Annotated in this window: 16 protein-coding genes and 1 pseudogene; 10 read left to right on the forward strand and 7 right to left on the reverse strand. The window is 70.9% G+C overall.

Going from position 1 to position 18,406, the window contains the following annotated elements; translation table 11 throughout:
- Window positions 1-14: 14 nt before the first annotated feature.
- The gene (locus tag ACIBFB_RS24640; RefSeq protein WP_397234025.1) at window positions 15-1,277 is read left to right on the forward strand and encodes a hypothetical protein; all 1,263 of its coding nucleotides are present in this window, start codon (window positions 15-17) and stop codon (window positions 1,275-1,277) included.
- Window positions 1,278-1,320: 43 nt separating this feature from the next.
- Here the strand turns inward: ACIBFB_RS24640 and ACIBFB_RS24645 are convergent.
- Window positions 1,321-1,782, reverse strand: a pseudogene (locus ACIBFB_RS24645) (hypothetical protein); the annotation flags it as partial.
- 140 nt (window positions 1,783-1,922) lie between these two features.
- On the opposite strand from ACIBFB_RS24645, the gene ACIBFB_RS24650 reads away from it, so the two are divergent.
- From ACIBFB_RS24650 to ACIBFB_RS24660, 3 genes are read left to right on the forward strand one after another with little or no spacing between them, the layout of a single operon-like run.
- Entirely contained in the window at window positions 1,923-2,165 is a 243-nt protein-coding gene (locus tag ACIBFB_RS24650) for a helix-turn-helix domain-containing protein (RefSeq protein WP_397234028.1), read from the forward strand.
- Window positions 2,166-2,177: 12 nt separating this feature from the next.
- On the forward strand, window positions 2,178-2,399 hold the full coding sequence (locus ACIBFB_RS24655) for a hypothetical protein (protein WP_397234030.1): 222 nt from the start codon (window positions 2,178-2,180) through the stop codon (window positions 2,397-2,399).
- Window positions 2,396-2,656, forward strand: coding sequence for a type II toxin-antitoxin system RelE/ParE family toxin (locus ACIBFB_RS24660; RefSeq protein ID WP_397234032.1), 261 nt, complete (start codon window positions 2,396-2,398; stop codon window positions 2,654-2,656). Before ACIBFB_RS24655 ends, ACIBFB_RS24660 begins: the two co-directional genes overlap by 4 nt.
- Before the next feature lie 126 nt (window positions 2,657-2,782).
- On the opposite strand, the gene ACIBFB_RS24665 is transcribed toward ACIBFB_RS24660, so the two are convergent.
- On the reverse strand, window positions 2,783-4,732 hold the full coding sequence (locus ACIBFB_RS24665) for a hypothetical protein (RefSeq protein ID WP_397234034.1): 1,950 nt from the start codon (window positions 4,730-4,732) through the stop codon (window positions 2,783-2,785).
- 368 nt (window positions 4,733-5,100) lie between these two features.
- Window positions 5,101-6,342 (reverse strand): SAM-dependent methyltransferase, encoded by a 1,242-nt coding sequence (locus tag ACIBFB_RS24670; RefSeq protein WP_397234036.1) that lies wholly within the window; start codon window positions 6,340-6,342, stop codon window positions 5,101-5,103.
- A gap of 273 nt (window positions 6,343-6,615) precedes the next feature.
- Between ACIBFB_RS24670 and groES the strand changes: the two genes are divergently transcribed.
- The 4 genes from groES (at window position 6,616) to guaB (ending at window position 11,337) form a co-directional block, all read left to right on the forward strand.
- Complete coding sequence (gene groES, locus ACIBFB_RS24675) at window positions 6,616-6,924, forward strand: co-chaperone GroES (RefSeq protein ID WP_075927702.1); 309 nt, start codon at window positions 6,616-6,618, stop codon at window positions 6,922-6,924.
- Between the two features lie 120 nt (window positions 6,925-7,044).
- Entirely contained in the window at window positions 7,045-8,658 is a 1,614-nt protein-coding gene (groL, locus tag ACIBFB_RS24680) for a chaperonin GroEL (protein ID WP_397234038.1), read from the forward strand.
- A gap of 204 nt (window positions 8,659-8,862) precedes the next feature.
- Complete coding sequence (locus tag ACIBFB_RS24685; RefSeq protein WP_397234040.1) at window positions 8,863-9,519, forward strand: sigma-70 family RNA polymerase sigma factor; 657 nt, start codon at window positions 8,863-8,865, stop codon at window positions 9,517-9,519.
- Window positions 9,520-9,846: 327 nt separating this feature from the next.
- On the forward strand, window positions 9,847-11,337 hold the full coding sequence (gene guaB, locus ACIBFB_RS24690) for an IMP dehydrogenase (RefSeq protein ID WP_397234042.1): 1,491 nt from the start codon (window positions 9,847-9,849) through the stop codon (window positions 11,335-11,337).
- Between the two features lie 91 nt (window positions 11,338-11,428).
- Here the strand turns inward: guaB and ACIBFB_RS24695 are convergent, their stop codons facing one another.
- From ACIBFB_RS24695 to ACIBFB_RS24705, 3 genes are all read right to left on the reverse strand, one after another.
- Entirely contained in the window at window positions 11,429-12,643 is a 1,215-nt protein-coding gene (locus ACIBFB_RS24695; RefSeq protein ID WP_397234045.1) for a GTP-binding protein, read from the reverse strand.
- Between the two features lie 131 nt (window positions 12,644-12,774).
- Window positions 12,775-13,518: a class I SAM-dependent methyltransferase gene (locus ACIBFB_RS24700; RefSeq protein ID WP_397234047.1), complete on the reverse strand. Its 744-nt coding sequence runs from the start codon at window positions 13,516-13,518 to the stop codon at window positions 12,775-12,777.
- A gap of 109 nt (window positions 13,519-13,627) precedes the next feature.
- On the reverse strand, window positions 13,628-15,094 hold the full coding sequence (locus ACIBFB_RS24705) for a PLP-dependent aminotransferase family protein (RefSeq protein ID WP_397234049.1): 1,467 nt from the start codon (window positions 15,092-15,094) through the stop codon (window positions 13,628-13,630).
- A 61-nt stretch (window positions 15,095-15,155) separates the two neighbouring features.
- Between ACIBFB_RS24705 and ACIBFB_RS24710 the strand changes: the two genes are divergently transcribed.
- On the forward strand, window positions 15,156-16,328 hold the full coding sequence (locus ACIBFB_RS24710) for a trans-sulfuration enzyme family protein (protein ID WP_397234051.1): 1,173 nt from the start codon (window positions 15,156-15,158) through the stop codon (window positions 16,326-16,328).
- 61 nt (window positions 16,329-16,389) lie between these two features.
- On the opposite strand, the gene ACIBFB_RS24715 is transcribed toward ACIBFB_RS24710, so the two are convergent.
- Window positions 16,390-16,938 carry an RICIN domain-containing protein gene (locus ACIBFB_RS24715; RefSeq protein ID WP_397234053.1) on the reverse strand — a complete coding sequence of 183 codons (549 nt, stop codon included), beginning with the start codon at window positions 16,936-16,938 and terminating at the stop codon, window positions 16,390-16,392.
- A gap of 213 nt (window positions 16,939-17,151) precedes the next feature.
- On the opposite strand from ACIBFB_RS24715, the gene ACIBFB_RS24720 reads away from it, so the two are divergent.
- Entirely contained in the window at window positions 17,152-18,258 is a 1,107-nt protein-coding gene (locus ACIBFB_RS24720; RefSeq protein WP_397234070.1) for a GuaB3 family IMP dehydrogenase-related protein, read from the forward strand.
- The last annotated feature ends 148 nt before the right edge of the window (window positions 18,259-18,406 follow it).

Raw genomic sequence — 18,406 nt, forward strand, 5'->3', positions numbered from 1 at the left:
GTGGGGGGCTTCTCATGCAAGCTAAAAGGTTCGGTTTTCGCCACAGGTGGACTCTGGTTATTGTAACTATTCTGCTTGCTCTCGGCTTGTTGGTTGGCGCCTTGCAAGTAGTTGCAAGTCCAGTTCACGAACGTAACTCTGGAGTCGATGACTCTATCGTTTCGGGTCAGGATCTGGACTATGTTCGAGAGAATTTCGCAGAGTTCGAAGGCGAAGAAGTAGTCGATTTTGCTGCTACGGCTTTCGGCGTCGTTCTTAGGCTGGAGAGCGGAATCGTCTCTGTCGGAGGAGAGGATTGGGAAGAGCAGTGGAGATATAGTCGACGTGAAACTGTCGACAGTGTGGATGTGGCTCCGGATGGGGGATATATTTATGTTTCATTTGAAGGTGTGACACTTCCGTGGTCCTCTGAAAGCGGTGTCCGTTTGTACGCTGGGGATGGGAGTCCCTCATACGAGTACTCGCTAGGGGACTTCGTTTCGGATCCTAGGAGCGGTGAATTCTACTACTCACAGTCGACCATGTGGTCTGTAGTTGCCACTGAAGAGACTGAGATTATCTCTGCATACGATCTGGAATCAGGGGAGGAAATTTGGGAATTCCCTATCGATAATCTTTGCTCGCATGGTGAGCCAGTTCTCGGCGAAGGCAAGGATGTATACCCGACTGAGCGCGGCATCATTCTTGGCCTTCAATGCATGCAGAATTCTGGGAATGAACAGAGCCAAGAACAAGTTGTCGCTCACCTGGCTGCTGCTGATGGCGCAACATACTGGCGAAGAGAATGGAGTGTAGAGGACGCGGAGTCTGCGCTTCCGAATGTCTTCTATCTGAACGACGCTTCGGTTCCGGGTTCTGAAGACGACTTGCTCGGGCGGGCTCTTCTTGCGAGTGGCGACCTTGAATACGCATTCATCAGTGATAATTCTGACGATCCGATGGACGCAGAGTTCTGGACTCCTGATTTCCTTGAGGATGAAGTAGTTCGCGAAGAGCTCCATCCGCCTCTCTCTGATGGCGGTGCTCGACCTGATGTTTTGATCGTGGGCATGCCAGATGAGATCGAGGTCCAGGTGGCAGTCCAGGTTTCCAGGATCCTTGCGGGTGATTCATCGTTCCCTGTCGATGAGGCGGACTTCAGTTTGCTTCAACTTCGGAGGAATGGGCGTCTCGTGGACGTGGTCGGCTATCGCCACTGGGAACTTCTGTCCTCCGAGATTCAGCGCACGTTCCTGAATGACCTTCACCGAGCGTTGGAAGGCGCTGGACCGGAGTAGCGATACGGATGGAGACGTTCCGTGTTCCGGGGCCTTAGCTTCTCTACTCGTCGTCGCGGCGGCGCCTCTTCTTGCCGTCGCGGCCGGGGCGCAGCAGCGCCTCGGCCAGGGTGAGCATCGTCTCCTCCAGGGAGGCGAGGCGCTTGGTCATGTCGTCGTGCGAGTTCTCGACGGCCTCGGTGACGGTCTCCTCGAACTCGTGCCGGTCCGGGCGCTGCTTGAGCTCCCGTAGTACCGGCTCGACGGCGGAGGCGATGTGCGCGTCGATCTCGTCGAGCTTGCCCGTGATCTGCGACAGGTGGTTGTCCACCTTGCCCGTGAGGATCTCGTGCTGGCGCTCCAGCCGCTCGTCGAGCGCGGCGCGGTGCTGGTCGGTCTGTTCGGTGAGGTTGTCGGAGAGGGTCTGGTGGCGCTCGGCGCTTTCGGCGGCCGTGCGGGCGGTCGACTCCTGGACGAACGTCCGCAGCTCGGCCAGGACTGCTGTGACCCTCTCGGCGTCCTCGGCGGGCTCCAAAGCGCGCTCGGAAGCTGTCCACCAGGCCATCTGGGGAAGGGTTGAGCCACCGGAGCGCCAGTGCCGGGTGAAGGGTGGTTTCACGGGGACACTCCGTTAGGCTGTACTCGATTTGAGAACAGGATGGTGTTGTGAGTACACACGCGGAGGCGCTCATCGACGTCGTCCGCTCCCTGATGCGGCAGCGGGGCATTGGGGTGCGCGAACTCGCGGGCCGGATGGGGCAGAGCCCGGGGAACCTCGGTGACAAGCTCAAGGCCCGACGACGTTGGCTGTATGACGACCTGTGGACGCTGGCGGAGGCCCTGGACGTCTCGCCCGTGGACCTGGTCAGGGCAGTGGAGCACCAACGGAAATCGCCGGTGTCGGCGTAGAAGGGGGAGCACATGACCGCCGAACCGATCGAACCGGGGGAGCCCGAGCGCAGAGTGAAGGACCTCGCCGGAATGCTGGCCGACCACGGGCTCACCCTCGTGCCCACCGCTTACCTGGAGGAACTGGAGGAGTTGGCGGACAGCGCCCGCCACGAACAGGTCATGGAGGACATCCGAGCGGGGCGCGAGGAGACCGAGAGCCTCGATGAGCTGGTCGCACGGGGTGAGTGGTGAGCCCCAGGTACCGGGTCGAGATCGCCAAGAGCGCTCGCAAGGCGGTCGAGAAGATCGACGAGCCCCACCGCGGTCGGGTCAAGAAGGCGATCGTCGCACTCGCCGACGACCCTCGTCCGAGCGGGTGCAAGAAGCTCAGGGGTGGCGGTGGCTACCGTATCCGTGTAGGTGACTATCGCGTGATCTATGACGTCGACGACGGGGTCGTCACTGTGACTGTGACGGACGCGGGTGCACGCGGCGGAATCTACGGATGAGGGCGTGTGCGTCCACCGAATGCGTGGATCGCTCAGCCGGGGCTGAGATTCGGTAGTCATCCCCCGCTACGCCGGAGGGCGCCGGACCGTCCTGGTCCGGCGCCCTCCCGTGGGGCCCGATGCGCCCTACTCGTCGTCCTCGTCGTCGCGGCGGCGCCTCTTCTTGCCGTCGCGGCCCGGGCGCAGCAGCGCCTCGGCCAGGGCGAGCATGGTCTCCTCCAGGGAGGCGAGGCGCTTGGTCATGTCGTCGTGCGAGTTCTCGACCGCCTCGGTGACGGTCTCCTCGAACTCGTGCCGGTCCGGGCGCTGCTTGAGCTCCCGCAGGACCGGCTCGACGGCGGAGGCGACGTGCGCGTCGATCTCGTCCAGCTTGCCGCTGTGGTCCAACTGCGGCCGGTCCACGAGCTCGGTCAGGCGGCGGTGCAGCTCGCTGACCTCCATCGACTGCGGCAGCTGGTTGAGCCGCTGGTTGAGCGCCTCCAACCGGTCGTCGATGGCCTCCATCCGGCCGTCGACGCCCTCGAAGTGCCCGCTGACGCCCTCGAACTGGCCCTCGACGCCGTTCATCCGGCCGTTGAGCCCGTCGATCCGGCCGTCGACGCCGTCGATCTTGCCCTCGATGCCCTCGAAGCTCCCCTCGAAGTGACCCTCGAAGGTGTCGAACCGGTCGGTGAGCCGACCGAGTTCGTGGTCGACCTTGCCGGTGATCTGCGACAGGTGGTTGTCCACCTTGCCCGTGAGGATCTCGTGCTGGCGCTCCAGCCGCTCGTCGAGCGCCGTGCGGTGCGCCTCGGTCTGCTCGGTGAGGTTGTCGGAGAGCGTCTGGTGGCGCTCGGCGCTCTCGGCGGCCGTGCGGGCGGTCGCCTCTTCGACGAACGTCCGCAACTCGGCCAGGTCCGCGGCGACCTTCCCGGCATCCTCGGCGACCTGGGCCCTGAGTGCGTCGGTGCGCTCGTTGACGGACTCCCGCAGCTGCTCGGCGGCGGCCTCGTCCCGCTCGCGGTCCTCGGTGCGGCCGAGGTCGATCTGCTCGCTGAGCTCGGTCAGGCGCTGGCGCAGGTGCGAACGGAGGTCGGTGAGGGAGGACTCGTGGTCCTCCCGCAGCTTGGCGACCGCCCCGGTCACGTCCGCGACGGCGGCGTTGGCCTCGGCGTGGTTCTCCTCGGCCTGCGTGCTGAGGTAACCGACGCTCTCGGAGAACTTGGCGGCCAGCGCGTCGTGCCGCTCCCGGGCGGCGGTCGCGAGGGCGGTCAGCTCCCCGGCGAGGGCCGAGGTGCGCTCGCCCAGCTCGCCGGTGTTCTCCTGGAGCCTGGTGAGCAGTTCCTCGTTCTTCTCGGAGAACGTCGAGCGGAGTTCCTCAGCGGACTCCGTCACCTTGGCGCTGAGCTCGGCGTCCGCCGTGCCCTGGGCCTCGCGGGCCTCGGTGACGGCCGTGGCGACCGCCTCGCGGCCGGCGGTGATCGCCTCGGTGATCTCGGTGCGGCTCTCGGCGAGCCTCGCCTCCAGCGCCTCGTGCCGCTCGGCGAGGGAACCCTCGATCGCCTCGGCCCTCTCCGCGAGCGAGGCCAGCGCGGTGTCCAGCGCGTCCAGGCGGGCCTCGAACCTCTCGGTGAGGCCGGTGAGCGCCTCGCCGAGGGCCTCGACCCTCTCCGCCGTGCGGTTGCCCGTCTCGCCCATCCGCTGCAGGCGGGTGAGCGCGGTGTCCAGGTGTCCGGCGATGCGCTGGGTGTCGGCGCGCAGGGACGGCATGTCGGCCAGGGGCTTGACCTGCCGCCCGACCAGCTCGATGTGCTCGGCGAGGGTCTCGGCCCACTCCGGCGGGCGCTCCAGGAAGCCGTCGATCCGACCGTTGACCGCGGTGACCGACTCGGCGAGGGCGGTGAGCTCCTGCTCGCGCAGCTCGCGCAGCAGCCACTCCATGCCCTCCAGGCGCTGGCGCATCTCCTCGGTCACCGCGCCCTGGGACTTCTGCTCGGAGACGTGCTCCTGGGCGGCCTGGGAGAGCAGGTCACGCATCCGGTCGGAGATCCCGGCCTGACCTCCCCCGTTGAGGAAGTTGTGATTGGTCTGTTCCACCGAGGTGCTCCTTTGGGTTCTGGCGCTCCCGTCCGGGCCCGGGGGAAGGGACGGTGGTTCCGGGCGGTCGGGTTCTCGATGGTCCCCGGGTGCGATGCGCCCCGCGGCGAAGACGCCTTAACGTGACTCAAGCGTGACTGTGCGTATACGCGCGAGGCATGCCGCCAGGGCTGCTCGAACCGCGCGCGGATCAGTCAACCAAGGCCTTCCGGGGGTGTCCATGAGAAGGGAAAGCATTCAGCGGTCGCCAGTGTAACGACCCGAACCCCCGTAGCCCCAGGGGTCGGGCAAAGATCCGCGTGCGGGAGGTAACGATCTGGGCCGCGCACTGTGACCGGAGTGCGATGCGGTACCAGTGGGGGTCCTGCTCAGGCGGGCTCCCGGATCTCCCGGCACAGGAGGCTGTACGGGCGGTCCCCGATCCTGGTCAGGACGACGGTGACCGCCTCGGAACCGGAGGCGCGCAGGTCCCTGTGCAGCTTCTCGGTGTCCACCGCGGATCCGCGCTTCTTGATCGTCACCGTTCCCGCGTCCCGCGCGCGCAGCGCGGAGCGCAGCTTCTTGAGGGAGAACGGCATGACGTCCGTGATCTCCAGGACGCGCCACAGCGGCGAGGGTTGGGACCGCTCGGAGGTGAAGTAGGCGATCCGCTCGTCGAGCAGGGCGCCGTCCACCCGCGCGGCGGCCTCGGCGACGAGGTGGGAGCGCACCACGGCGGCGTCCGGGTCGTACAGGTAGCGCCGCGCGGGGGCGACGGGCGCGGGCCCCAGGCCCGGTACCCCGTCCAGGTGCGCGACCGCGCCCTCGGTGGCGAGCAGCCCCGGCCGCTCGTGCAGCACGGTCGCCCGGCGCCGGGGCCCCTCGGCGAGTTCACCGAACCACAGCGCCGTCTCCTTGAGTTCGCCGTCCACCGAGATCCACTCGGCGGCGGCGTCGTCGGGCAGCACCTCGTGCGGGATGCCGGGCGCGGCCTTGAGACAGGCGGCGGAGGAGCCGCGGGCGAGGCCGGTCGCCACGTCCCACGGCGGCGAGTAGGCCGCCGGGTCGAACACCCGGCCCCGACCGCCGCGCCGCGCGGGGTCGCAGAACAGCAGAGGGTAGGCTCCGGGCGCGACCTCGGTCACGTCCCCCTCGCGCACCCGGGCCCGGTCCGCCAGACCGAGGGCGTCGATGTTGGCGCGCACCACGGCCACGGTCAGCGGGTCGGCGTCCACGCCCTCGACCGACACCCCCCGTTCGGCCAGGGCGAGCAGGTCCGCGCCGATCCCGCAGCACAGGTCGCCCGCGGGGCGCCCGTCCGCGACGGCGGCGGTGCGGTCGGCGCGGTAGTCGGCCACCACGCGCCGGGTGGACTGCTCCAGGCCGTCGGGAGTGAAGTACATCTCCTGCGACCGGCCGCCGAACTTGGCCCTGCCGCGCTCGCGCAGATCCACCTGGGTCAGAATCGCGTTGACCAGGTCCGACACGGGAAGATCGGGGGCGAGCGCGGCGACACGGGGGTCGTCGCGCAGGTGGGAGGCGACGGAGAGCCGGTCCTCCTTCGGGTCCACGCCCGCGAGCACCTCCTGGCCCGCGTCGGTGAGCAGAGCCGCGAAGGCGGGCACGCGCATGGGTCCTCCATCGTTCGACGGTGTGGGCGGTGCGGATCCGGGTACGCACCCCGCGCCCCCGGCGCTCCCGCCCCGAGCAGGCGGGGGCCCTGACCAGCGGCCCTCGCCACATTTCCATTCTGGCACTCGCGCGGGTAGAGTGCTAACCGCGACGAGGCCGGTCTGGCACCCGCGACGACAGGCCGCCGCGGTCGCCCCTTTTTCGTAACCGGTCCGTGCTCGCGCGCGGGCCGAAGTACAGGACACCGAAACCTTGAAGGGGGAGGTCACACCGTGTCGACCGCCACCAAGACCGTGCTGAAGCCGCTTGAGGACCGCGTCGTGGTCAAGACCCTGGAGGCCGAGCAGACCACCGCTTCCGGCCTGGTCATCCCGGACACCGCCAAGGAGAAGCCCCAGGAGGGCGAGATCCTGGCCGTGGGCCCGGGCCGTCTCGACGACAACGGCAAGCGCGTCCCGCTGGACGTGAAGGTCGGCGACGTCGTTCTCTACAGCAAGTACGGCGGCACCGAGGTCAAGTACGACGGCGACGAGTACCTGGTCCTCTCCGCCCGCGACCTCCTCGCGGTCGTCGAGAAGTAGGTCTCGACCTGGGGGCCCGCTCAGGGCCTCCGGCCAGGCAGTTCTCCGCATCCCGCACCGGTCGGCGCTTCGCCGGGCGGGCGGGATGTTCGTTTGTGACCACAAGAGGAAGCACTCAGCATGCCGAAGATCCTGGAGTTCGAGGACGACGCCCGCCGCGCCCTCGAGCGGGGCGTCGACCGCCTCGCCAACGCCGTCAAGGTGACGCTGGGCCCGCGCGGCCGCAACGTCGTCATCGACAAGAAGTTCGGCGCCCCCACCATCACCAACGACGGTGTCACCGTCGCCCGTGAGGTCGAGCTGGACGACCCCTACGAGAACCTGGGCGCCCAGCTCGTCAAGGAGGTCGCCACCAAGACCAACGACGCCGCGGGCGACGGCACCACGACCGCCACGGTCCTGGCCCAGGCGCTGGTCCGCGAGGGCCTGCGCAGCGTGGCCGCCGGGTCCTCCCCGATGTCCCTGAAGAAGGGCATCGACGCCGCCGCCGCGCAGGTGTCGGAGATCCTCCTCGACCGCGCCCGCCCGGTCGAGGAGCGCGCCGACATCGCCTACGTCGCCACCAACTCCGCCCAGGACGCGCAGATCGGCGACCTCATCGCCGAGGCGTTCGACAAGGTCGGCAAGGACGGCGTCATCACGGTGGAGGAGGCCCCGACCTTCGGTCTGGACCTCGACTTCACCGAAGGCCTCCAGTTCGACAAGGGGTACGTCTCCCCGTACTTCGTCACCGACGTCGACCGCCAGGAGGCGGTCCTGGAGGACGCGCGGATCCTCATCCACCAGGGCAAGATCAGCAACCTCAACGAGCTGCTGCCCCTGCTGGAGAAGGTCGTCCAGGACAAGAAGCCGCTGCTCATCATCGCCGAGGACATCGAGGGCGACGCGCTGGGCGCCCTGGTGCTCAACAAGATGCGCGGCATGCTCAGCGTCGCCGCGGTCAAGGCCCCCGGCTTCGGCGAGCGCCGCAAGGCCATGCTCCAGGACATCGCCGTCCTGACCGGCGGCCAGGTCATCGCCGAGGAGGTCGGCCTGACCCTGGACAACGCCGACCTGGACGTCCTGGGCTCCGCCCGCCGCGTCACCATCACCAAGGACGCCACCACGCTCGTGGACGGCGCCGGTGAGCAGAGCGAGGTCGAGGACCGCGTCCGTCAGATCCGCAAGGAGATCGAGGCGAGCGACTCCGACTGGGACCGCGAGAAGCTCCAGGAGCGCCTGGCCAAGCTCGCGGGCGGCGTCTCGGTCCTGCGCGTCGGTGCGGCCACCGAGGTCGAACTCAAGGAGAAGAAGCACCGCCTGGAGGACGCCATCTCGGCGACCCGCGCGGCCATCGAGGAGGGCATCGTCGCCGGCGGCGGCGCCTCCCTGGTGCACGCCTCCACCGCCCTGGACGACCTGGGCCTGAGCGGCGACGAGGCCACCGGTGTGGCGATCGTCCGCCGCGCGCTGGTCGAGCCCGCCCGGTGGATCGCGGAGAACGCGGGCGCCGAGGGCTACGTGGTGACCCACCGCGTCTCGGAGATGGAGGTCGGCCACGGCTTCAACGCCGCGACCGGCGCCTACGGCGACCTGACCGCGGAGGGCATCATCGACCCGGTCAAGGTGACCCGCTCCGCCGTCCAGAACGCCGCGTCCATCGCGGGCATGCTCCTGACCACCGAGGCGCTGGTCGTGGACAAGCCCGAGGAGGACGAGGACGCGAACGGCCACGGCCACGGGCACGGCCACTAGGAGCCCCGCGTCCCGGGGCACGGGCCCCGGGAGGGCTTCTTCGGGGGCGGGGCGCGTCGTCGCTCCGCCCCCGTCCACTACCACGGTATTCCCGATTCCCCCGCCGAATTGTGTGGCGTTTTCGGGCGTTTTTCCCAAAACGTGACCATTCTGTAGTTGTCGATTGGAGCGGTTGGGTCCCGCGTTGCGGGCATCATTCGTTACGTGACGGATGCAGGCGCCCGGGGGGGCGTGACCGCGCGGCGGCCGGGAGCGCACCGGGACGGAACGCACCCGGAGGCGGATCCGGCGACGCGCGACACGGGTTTGAACCATCTGGGGTCACTCGCGGTCCAGGGGGACGACGGGGCCATGGATTCGCTGTTGCGCGAGGTGCGGCCCATGGTGGTCCGGTACTGTCGTGCCCGCCTGGCGCGGGTCTCCGGGCTGGCCCACTACTCCGACGATGTGGCGCAGGAGGTGTGCATCGCCCTGCTCACGGCGATCCCGCGTTACCAGGACCGGGGGCGGCCCTTCGCGTCCTTCGTGTTCGGCATCGCGGCGCACAAGGTCGCCGACACCCTGCGGGGCGCGGGGCGGGTGGAGCTGGTGCCTACCGACACCGTCCCGGAACCGGCCGACGACGGGCCGGGGCCCGAGGAGGCCGCGGTCCGGGTGATCGAGGCCCAGCGGGCGCGGGAGCTGCTGGACGAGCTCCCGGAAAGACAACGGAACTTGCTGGTCATGAGGGTGATCGCCGGCCTGACGGCGGATGAGACGGGACATGTACTTGGGATGTCGGCGGGAGCGGTACGGGTTGCCCAGCACCGAGCTATTGCTCGGCTTCGGCAGGTGGCCCTGGCGAACAGACTCCTCCCCTGAGCACGGCCGCCGAGCGCGCTCGCGCCCGGTCTGCCCGAACCGTCCGAGACCGCCGCGGGGATACTGCCTCCACCCCGCGCCCGGGCGTCGGCGCCCGCACTGAGCGAACCCGGCCGACTGGAGGAAGACACGAGCGCCGGACGGTCCCCGGGCGCCGCTCCCGTCGGATGCGCCCGCCCGTCTCAAACGGTGAGACTGGTCACTTTCGGCCCGCGGCGACGGGGCAAACGCGCCTTTCCTCATGAGGCGGCCGGGGCCACGGCCTAGGATGAGGTGACACGCGGGGGCGAATCCGCGCAGGTGTGCCGGGACAGCGGAGGTTGTGTCATGAGTGACGAGTACAGCGACTACGGGGACAAACTGCTGCCCCCGGGACTCACCTACGACGACGTGCTCCTCGTCCCGGCCTACTCCGACCTCCAGCCCGGCGAGGTGGACACCACCACCCGGCTCTCGCGCAACATCGAGCTGAGCATCCCGCTGCTGTCGGCGGCGATGGACACGGTCACCGAGGCGCGCATGGCCGTGGCGATGGCCCGCCAGGGCGGCGCGGGCGTCCTGCACCGCAACCTCTCGGCGGAGGACCAGGCGGGCCAGGTCGACCTGGTCAAGCGGTCCGAGGCGGGCATGGTCACCGACCCGGTCACGTGTCGCCCGGACGACACCCTCGCCGAGGTCGAGCGCCTGTGCGCCCGTTACCGCATCTCCGGCGTCCCGGTCACCGACCCCGACGGCTCCCTCGTCGGCATCGTCACCAACCGGGACATGCGCTTCGAGACCGACCGCGCCCGCCTGGTCCGCGACGTCATGACCACGGGCGAGCTGGTCACCGCCCCCGTGGGGGTCTCCCGCGAGCAGTCCTTCGAGCTGCTCCGCAAGCACAAGGTCGAGAAGCTGCCGATCGTCGACGGCCGGAACCGCCTGCGCGGCCTGATCACCGTCAAGGACTTCATCAAGAGCGAGCAGTTCCCCAACGCCACCAAGGACGCCGACGGCCGCCTCGTCGTCGGCGGCGCCGTCGGCGTCGGCACCGAGGCCGAGGAGCGCGCCAAGCTGCTGGTGGAGGCCGGGGTCGACTTCATCGTCGTCGACACCGCGCACGGCCACTCGGCCGGCCTGGCCGACATGGTCGCCAAGCTCAAGGCCAACTCCCGCGCCGACATCGTGGCGGGCAACGTCGCCACCCGGGCCGGGGCCCAGCTGCTCGTGGACGCGGGCGCCGACGCGGTCAAGGTCGGGGTCGGTCCGGGCTCCATCTGCACCACCCGCGTGGTGGCCGGTGTGGGCGCGCCGCAGCTCACCGCCGTCCTGGAGGCCGCCAAGGCGTGCGGTCCGGCCGACGTGCCGCTCATCGCGGACGGCGGGCTCCAGTACTCCGGCGAGATCGCCAAGGCGATCGTGGCCGGTGCCAGCACGGTCATGCTCGGCAGCCTCCTCGCCGGTGTCGAGGAGAGCCCGGGCGAGCTGATCTTCATCAACGGCAAGCAGTTCAAGGCCTACCGGGGCATGGGCTCGCTGGGCGCCATGCGCGGCCGCTCCTTCTCCAAGGACCGTTACGCGCAGGCCGAGGTCGCGGCCGAGGACAAGCTCATCCCCGAGGGCATCGAGGGCCAGGTGCCGTTCCGCGGCCCGCTCCAGGCGGTGGCCCACCAGCTCGTCGGCGGGCTGCACCAGTCGATGTGGTACGCGGGCACCCGCACCGTCCCCGAACTGCGCGAACGCGGCCAGCTCATGCGCATCACCAGCGCCGGGCTGCGGGAGAGCCACCCGCACGACATCACGATGACCGTCGAGGCCCCGAACTACAACGTGCGCTGACCGGCCCGGCTCCCCGCGCCCGGCGACACCCCCGGCGCCGCCGGGGCAGGGATCACAGCGCCGGAGGCGTCCGCCGAGGGCGAGGGGCGGGTCAGTGGGCGTGCCCCGCGTGCGCCCCGCGCACGTCCCACTCGGGGAAGGGGTCGGGCAGGCCCTCCCAGGAGGCGGTGAGTTCGGCGTCGGTGAGCAGGCACGCGCGCAGCGCCGCGTCCAGTGCGGCGTGGCGCAGTCCCGTGCCGATGAACACCAGTTCCTGGCGCGGGGGGACGGTGTCGGCGGCGTCGTGCTCCCCATGGGTGTGACCGAGCAGGTGGGCGTCGCCGGGGTTCCACGTTCCGGAGGGTTCGAAGCGGGCGACCGGGCCGGCCTGCGACCACAGCCCGCTGATCCGGGCGCGCGTGGCGAGCCAGAAGAACCCCTTGGACCGCAGCACGCGGCCGAACGCGCCCGAGTCCAGGCGCTCGGAGACCAGGTCCCACAGCCGGCCGGGGTGGAAGGGCCGGTCCGAGCGGAACACCACGCTGGAGATGCCGTACTCCTCGGTCTCGGGCACGTGGTCGCCGTTGAGCTCGGCCACCCAGCCGGGGGCGCGCGAGGCGCGCTCCAGGTCGAACAGCCCGGCGCCGACCACCCGTGCCGGGTCGATCTCGCCTCGGACGGCGCGGACGACCTGGGCCAGGGGGTTGAGCCGCCGGACGGCGGCCTCGACCCGGTCGGCCTGTTCGGGGGTGACCAGGTCGGTCTTGTTGACCACGATGACGTCGGCGAACTCGACCTGGTCGACGAGCAGGTCGCTGACGGTCCGCTCGTCGTCCTCGTAGGCGTCCAGACCCCGTTCGACGAGGTCGTCCCCGCGCCCGAGCTCGTCCAGGAAGCTCACGGCGTCGACGAGCGAGACCATGGTGTCGAGTGCGGCGCGGTCGAGCAGGGTGGCACCGTCCTCGCCGGTCACGGCGAACGTGGCGGCCACGGGCATGGGCTCGGAGATACCGCTGGACTCGATGAGCAGGTGGTCGAAGCGGCCCTCGGCGGCCAACCGGTCGACCTCCTCCAGCAGGTCGTCGCGGAGGGTGCAGCAGATGCAGCCGTTGGTCATCTCCACGAGCCGTTCCTCGGTGCGCGACAGGGAGCTCCCGTCGCGCACGAGGCCCGCGTCGATGTTGATCTCGCTCATGTCGTTGACGATGACCGCCACGCGCAGCCCCCGCCGGTTGTTCAGCACATGGTTGAGCAGGGTCGTCTTGCCCGCTCCGAGGAACCCCGAGAGCACCGTCACCGGCAGCCGGTCGGTCTTCGCCGTGTCCACGCCCACCCGTCCCTTCGTCGTCGAGCCGGGGCCCGCCCGGAGGGGTCGGGGGAGGCCCGGTTGGGAATGATCATCGTATTCATTTCACGCGCGGATCCGTGCCCCGCGCTCCGGGGCGGGCGCCCGCGCGGTCAGTCTCCGGCTCGGCGCAGCACGTGGATCCCGGCCTCCTCGGGGCCCTCGGGGCGCACGTCCAGACCGTGGTCGGCGGCTTCGGCGCGCAGCGCGTCAGGGGTGAGCAGCCACCAGTCGTAGTGCACGTCCGCCGAGGAGACGAGGTCGCCCGCCTCGTGCGTCTCGTAGGTCATGGTCCAGCGGACCCGGTCCTCACCCGAGGGGACGGCGGAGGCCCATCCCCGGTAGCGGCGGCGTCCGACCTCCACCTCGCCCATGACCGTCCTTTCGATGGCGGCGGGCTCGAACGGGGGTTGGAGGTTGAGGACGGCGACGGCTCCATCGGTGAGCCGGTCGGTGAGCAGCGTCCACACCCGGGCGCGGTCGTCGGGGGAGAAATGGCCGATGACGTTCATGGCGAGGAGGCCGCCGATGCGGTCGGGCAGGCTGACGGAGAGGAGGTCGCCGTCGAGCACGGTGACCCGCCCCCGCCCCCAGTCGGGGTCGGCGGCGCGGGCGAGCAGGACCGACCGCAGGCCCGCGGCGGGTTCGACCGCGATCACCTCGCGCCCGGGCCGCGCCTCGACGGCCAACCGGGTTCCCCGCCCGCTCCCGGCGCCCACGTCGACGAGGGGTCCGTCGGCGCCGTCCGCCGAGCTGAGCACCGTGGCCACGGCGGAGCCGAACGACGTCCACCAGGGGGCGATGAGGAGGTCGATGAACTCGGCCGAACGGGCGTACTCGTCGTGGTGTCCGGGCATGGCCGCGTACCTTTCCCAGGGGTGATCGCCGCCGGGTAGCAACGATAATGATTATCATACCCATTCGGCGCCCGCTCGTGCCCGGATGGCGGACTTCCGGACCCTCGCCTCACACGGCCATCGCCCCGCGCGGCGCGTCCGCCAGCCCGCCGGAGGCGCCGTACCTCTCCCAGGCGGCGGCGATCCGCCGGACCGCCAGCGACAGCGTCGGTTCGGGGGCCAGGAAGGGCAGCCGCAACCACGGCGAGGGCTCGCCGCCGGGGGTGAGCGCCGACCCCGGCAGCAGCGCGACGCCGTGCCGGAGCGCGACCTGCGCGAAGGCCGCCGCGTCTCCGTGCGGCATCCGCGCCCACACGGTCTGGCCGCCGACCGCCGGGAGGTACCGCCAGCCGGGCAGACGCCGGTCGATCTCGGCGGTCAGGTGGGCGTGGCGTCGGCGGAGTTCGGCCGTGCGCCGTCCGACCAGGGCGTCCGGCGCGCGCAGCACCGCGGCGGCGGCCAGTTGGGAGGCGACGTCGCCGCCCGCGTCGGCGAGGGTCTTCGCACGTCGGAGCCGGTCCATCACGGGTGGCCGGGCGCGGATCCAGCCCACCCGCAGTCCGCCCCAAGCCAGCTTGCTGAGCGAGCCGACCGTGACGATCCGCTCCCCGCCGGGGTACGACGCCAGGGGCGGCGGCGGGTCGGCGGCGAAGCCCAGCTCCACCATGGTCTCGTCGTCGACGACGAGCAGTCCGTGCGCGCCCGCCGCGGCGGCGACCCGACGCCGGTCCATCGGCCCCATCAGCGTCCCGGTCGGATTCTGGAACGAGGGGATGAGGTAGGTGAGGGCTGGGCGGGCGGCCATGCCCTCCAGGAGGGCCTCGGTGTCCACGCCCCCGGGACCCGTGCCGACGGCTCGGATCCGCGCTCCGGCCTCACCGAACAGGGCCAGCGCTCCCGGGTAGGTGGGGCTCTCGGCGAGCACGGTCTCCCCGGCGGCGACACGGCAGCGCACCAGGAGTTCCAACGCCTGCTGGGCGCCGTTGGTGACCAGGATGTCGTCGGCCTCCGTGGGCAGGCCGCGCCGGGTGAACCACGCGGCGACGGCGGCGCGCAGGTCCGGGTGGCCGACGGGGTGGTAGCCGATGTCGTCGGAGAACCCGGCCACGCGGGCGACGGCCTCCCGGTAGCCGTCGAGCAGTTCGGGAGGCGGGGAGTCCGGCGCCGCGCAGGTCAGCACCAGGGAGGCCGCGGGCGGTTCGAACAGGGCGAGGAACCCCGAGCCGTGGTGCGTGTCGGGGGAGCCGTCGCTCCGGGCGGGGGCGGGGCCGTGCGCGACCCGGGTTCCGCTGCCCCGGCGGCGGGTCAGGACGCCCTCGTCGCGCAGCAGGTCGTAGGCGGCGACCACGGTGCCCCGCCCCACGTTGAGCCGGGCCGCCAGGCGGCGCTCGGCGGGCAGCCACGTGTCGGGGGCCAGGGCGCCCTCCTCGACGAGCGCGCGCAGCCGGTCCGCCAGCGACCGGTAGAGGGGGCCGCGCCGGGCCGCCCACCGGCCGAGCAGGAGGGTGAGGTCGTCCGCGCCGAGTGGATCGCTCATACGGCCAATTCTCCCCGGATTGGCTCTGCCCCGGGGACGCCGCCCCCGGGAAGGTGGGGACATGACACACCACGCCGAGACCAGGACCGTCCACCAGCCCGCGCCCGCCGTCGGGGGCAGCACGCCGCTGGGCGTGCCCATCTACCAGTCGCACACCTTCGCCTTCCCCGACACCGAGGCCATGGCCGCGTCCTTCGAGGGAGCGGGCCCGCCCTTCGTCTACGCCCGGTACGGGAACCCGACGGTCGCCGCGATGGAGGACGCCGTCGCCGACCTGGAGGGCGGCGCGGGCGCCATCGCCTCCGCCTCGGGGATGGGCGCGATCACCGCCACCCTGTGGGCGCTGCTCGGCACCGGCGGCCACGTCGTCGCCCAGGACCGGCTGTACGGCGGGACACAGGCCCTGCTCACCACGCTGCGCGACCGGTGGGGGGTCGAGGTCACCCAGGTGGACGCGGACGACGTCGCCGCGGTGGGCGCCGCGCTGCGCCCGGACACGCGGGTGCTGCTGCTGGAGACCATCGCCAACCCGAGCGGCACGGTCGCGGACCTGCCCGCTCTGGCCGACCTCGCCCGCCGCAACGGGACCACGGCGATCGTGGACAACACGTTCGCGACCCCGCTCCTGTGCCGCCCGATCGAGCACGGCGCCGACATCGTCGTGCACTCGGCCACGAAGTACATGGGCGGCCACTCCGACACGATCGGCGGCGTCACCGTGTTCGCCGACGCCGGGACGCTGGAGCGGGTCCGCGCGCGCACGCAGGAGTTCGGCGCGGTCATGGAGCCGTTCGCGGCGTGGCTGATCAGCCGCGGTCTGAGCACGCTGGGCGTGCGGGTGCGGCGGCACTGCGCCAACGCGCTGACCCTCGCCGAACGCCTGGCCGGGCACCCGGAGGTCACCCGGGTCCACTACGCGGGCCTGCCCGACCACCCGGGGCACGCGGTCGCCCGCAGGGTCCTGGACGGGGGCTTCGGCGGCGTCCTCGCCTTCGAACTGGCGGGCGGGCTCAAGGCCGGACGCGCCTTCGCCGAGCGGGTGCGGCTCGCCGCGCTCGCGCCGTCCCTGGGCGACGTGCGCACGCTGGTCATGCACCCGGCGAGCACGTCGCACCGGATGCTCGACGCCGAGGGACTCGCCCGCGCGGGGATCTCCGAGGGCCTGATCCGGTTGAGCGCGGGCATCGAGGACGTCGAGGACCTGTGGGCCGACCTGGAGCGGGCGCTGGGGTAGAGGAGGCGCGGACCACGGCACCGGTGTGCCCCGCGAGGGAGCACACCGGTTGCTCAGGCCGCTACTCGACCGGCTGGAGGAACCATTCCTGGTCCTCGTAGGGGCCCTGCGGCCACTGGATCACCGCGGCCCCGTTCTGCGTGGAGGAGGAGCCCACCGCGAGGTGCTGCCCGCTGTAGTGGTTCTGCAGCCTGACCCGGTCCGGCTGCTTGAGGAGGCGCCAGGCCTCGGTCAAGCCGCCGTTCCACGGGCACCGTTCGAGAATCGCGGGCGACCCGTTGACCCACGGATCGTCCACGGACAGGCAGAGGCCGCTGTCCCGGTGCACCACGTTGAAGGTGCCGTTGTCGAGCTGGTCGAGCCTCCAGTCCTGGGCGAGGCCGTCCTCGCAGTCCCACTGGACGACACGCAGGTCGCGCATGCCGGTCGCGCACTTGCCGCTGTTGGCGTTGACGAGGTCGAAGTAGTACTCCTCGGCGGCGGCAGGGGCCGCGGTCCGCACCGGGCCGGACACCTGCGCGTACGCTCCGGCCGCGCCGAGCCCCGTCTGCACCATGACCGCCGCGCCGATCACGGCTGCCGCGCGTACCACGCTTCGCTTGCCTCGCATGAAACTCCTTACTCATCGCCCCAAGTTCGAGACCTTGGGTAGTCGATATAGAACCTAGCGTGACCATGGGGTGTGTGGGGCCCGTTCGCGAAGGTCGTCCGGGGAGTGGGGAACGGGAGGGCGACCCGGAGGCGAGTAGACTCTCCGCGGCAGTACACGCGCCGGTCGAGCATCCGGCGCAGCACTTTCGAGGGGGATCAGGCGTTGGCTCAGGTGGAGATCGGGCTGGGGAAGAACGGGCGCCGAGCCTACGAGCTCGACGAGATCGGGATCGTGCCCGCCCGACGCACGCGCGACCCCGAGGAGGTGTCCATCGCGTGGCAGATCGACGCCTACCGGTTCGAGACGCCGCTGATGGTCAGCCCCATGGACAGCGTCGCCTCCCCCGGGACGGTCGTGGCCGTCGGCCGGCTGGGCGGGCTCGGCGTGCTCGACCTGGAGGGGCTGTGGACCCGCTACGAGGACCCGGAACCGCTCCTCGCGGAGATCCGTGAACTCGACGACGTCGCCGCCACCCAGCGGCTCCAGGAGATCTACGCCGCGCCGATCCAGGAGGAGCTGATCGGCCGCCGGATCCAGGAGATCCGCGACGCGGGCGTCGTCACGGCCGCGCGGCTGTCCCCGCAGCGCACCGCCCAGTACCACAAGGCGGTCGTGGACGCCGGGGTGGACCTCTTCGTCATCCGCGGCACCACGGTCTCCGCCGAGCACGTGTCCGGCCGGGCCGAGCCGCTCAACCTCAAGCAGTTCATCTACGACCTCGACGTGCCGGTCGTGGTCGGCGGCTGCGCCACCTACACCGCGGCACTGCACCTGATGCGGACCGGCGCGGCCGGCGTCCTGGTCGGGTTCGGCGGCGGCTCCGGGCACACCACCCGCTCCGTGCTGGGCGTGGCGGTCCCGATGGCCAGCGCCGTCGGCGACGTGGCCGCCGCCCGCCGCGACTACCTCGACGAGTCCGGCGGCCGCTACGTGCACGTCATCGCGGACGGCGGCATGACCGGCAGCGGTGACATCGCCAAGGCCCTGGCCTGCGGCGCGGACGCGGTCATGGTCGGCTCCCCGCTGGCGCGCGCGGCCGAGGCGCCCGGCGGCGGCTACCACTGGGGCAGCGAGGCGCACCACGGCGAGCTGCCGCGCGGCGAGCGGCTCAACGTCGGCACGATCGGCGACCTGAAGTCGATCCTGCACGGCCCGGCCTCCACGAGCGACGGCTCCATGAACCTCATGGGGGCGCTGCGCCGGACGATGGCCACGGCCGGGTACACGGATCTCAAGGAGTTCCAGCGGGTCGAGGTCGTGGTGAACCCCCACCGCTGACCGGACGCGACGGCTCCTTCGAGGGCGCTCCGCCACCGGGCGGGGCGCCCTTCCGTGGTACGCCCGGCATGGGCAGTTGCTTGGAGGTGGAAGTCCTCTAGAGGAAGCGGCAGTGCTAACTCTGAGCCAGAGGCAACGGCGTCATCGC

It is taken from the genome of Nocardiopsis sp. NPDC050513 (assembly GCF_044457925.1).
In the GTDB taxonomy this organism is placed as follows: domain Bacteria; phylum Actinomycetota; class Actinomycetes; order Streptosporangiales; family Streptosporangiaceae; genus Nocardiopsis.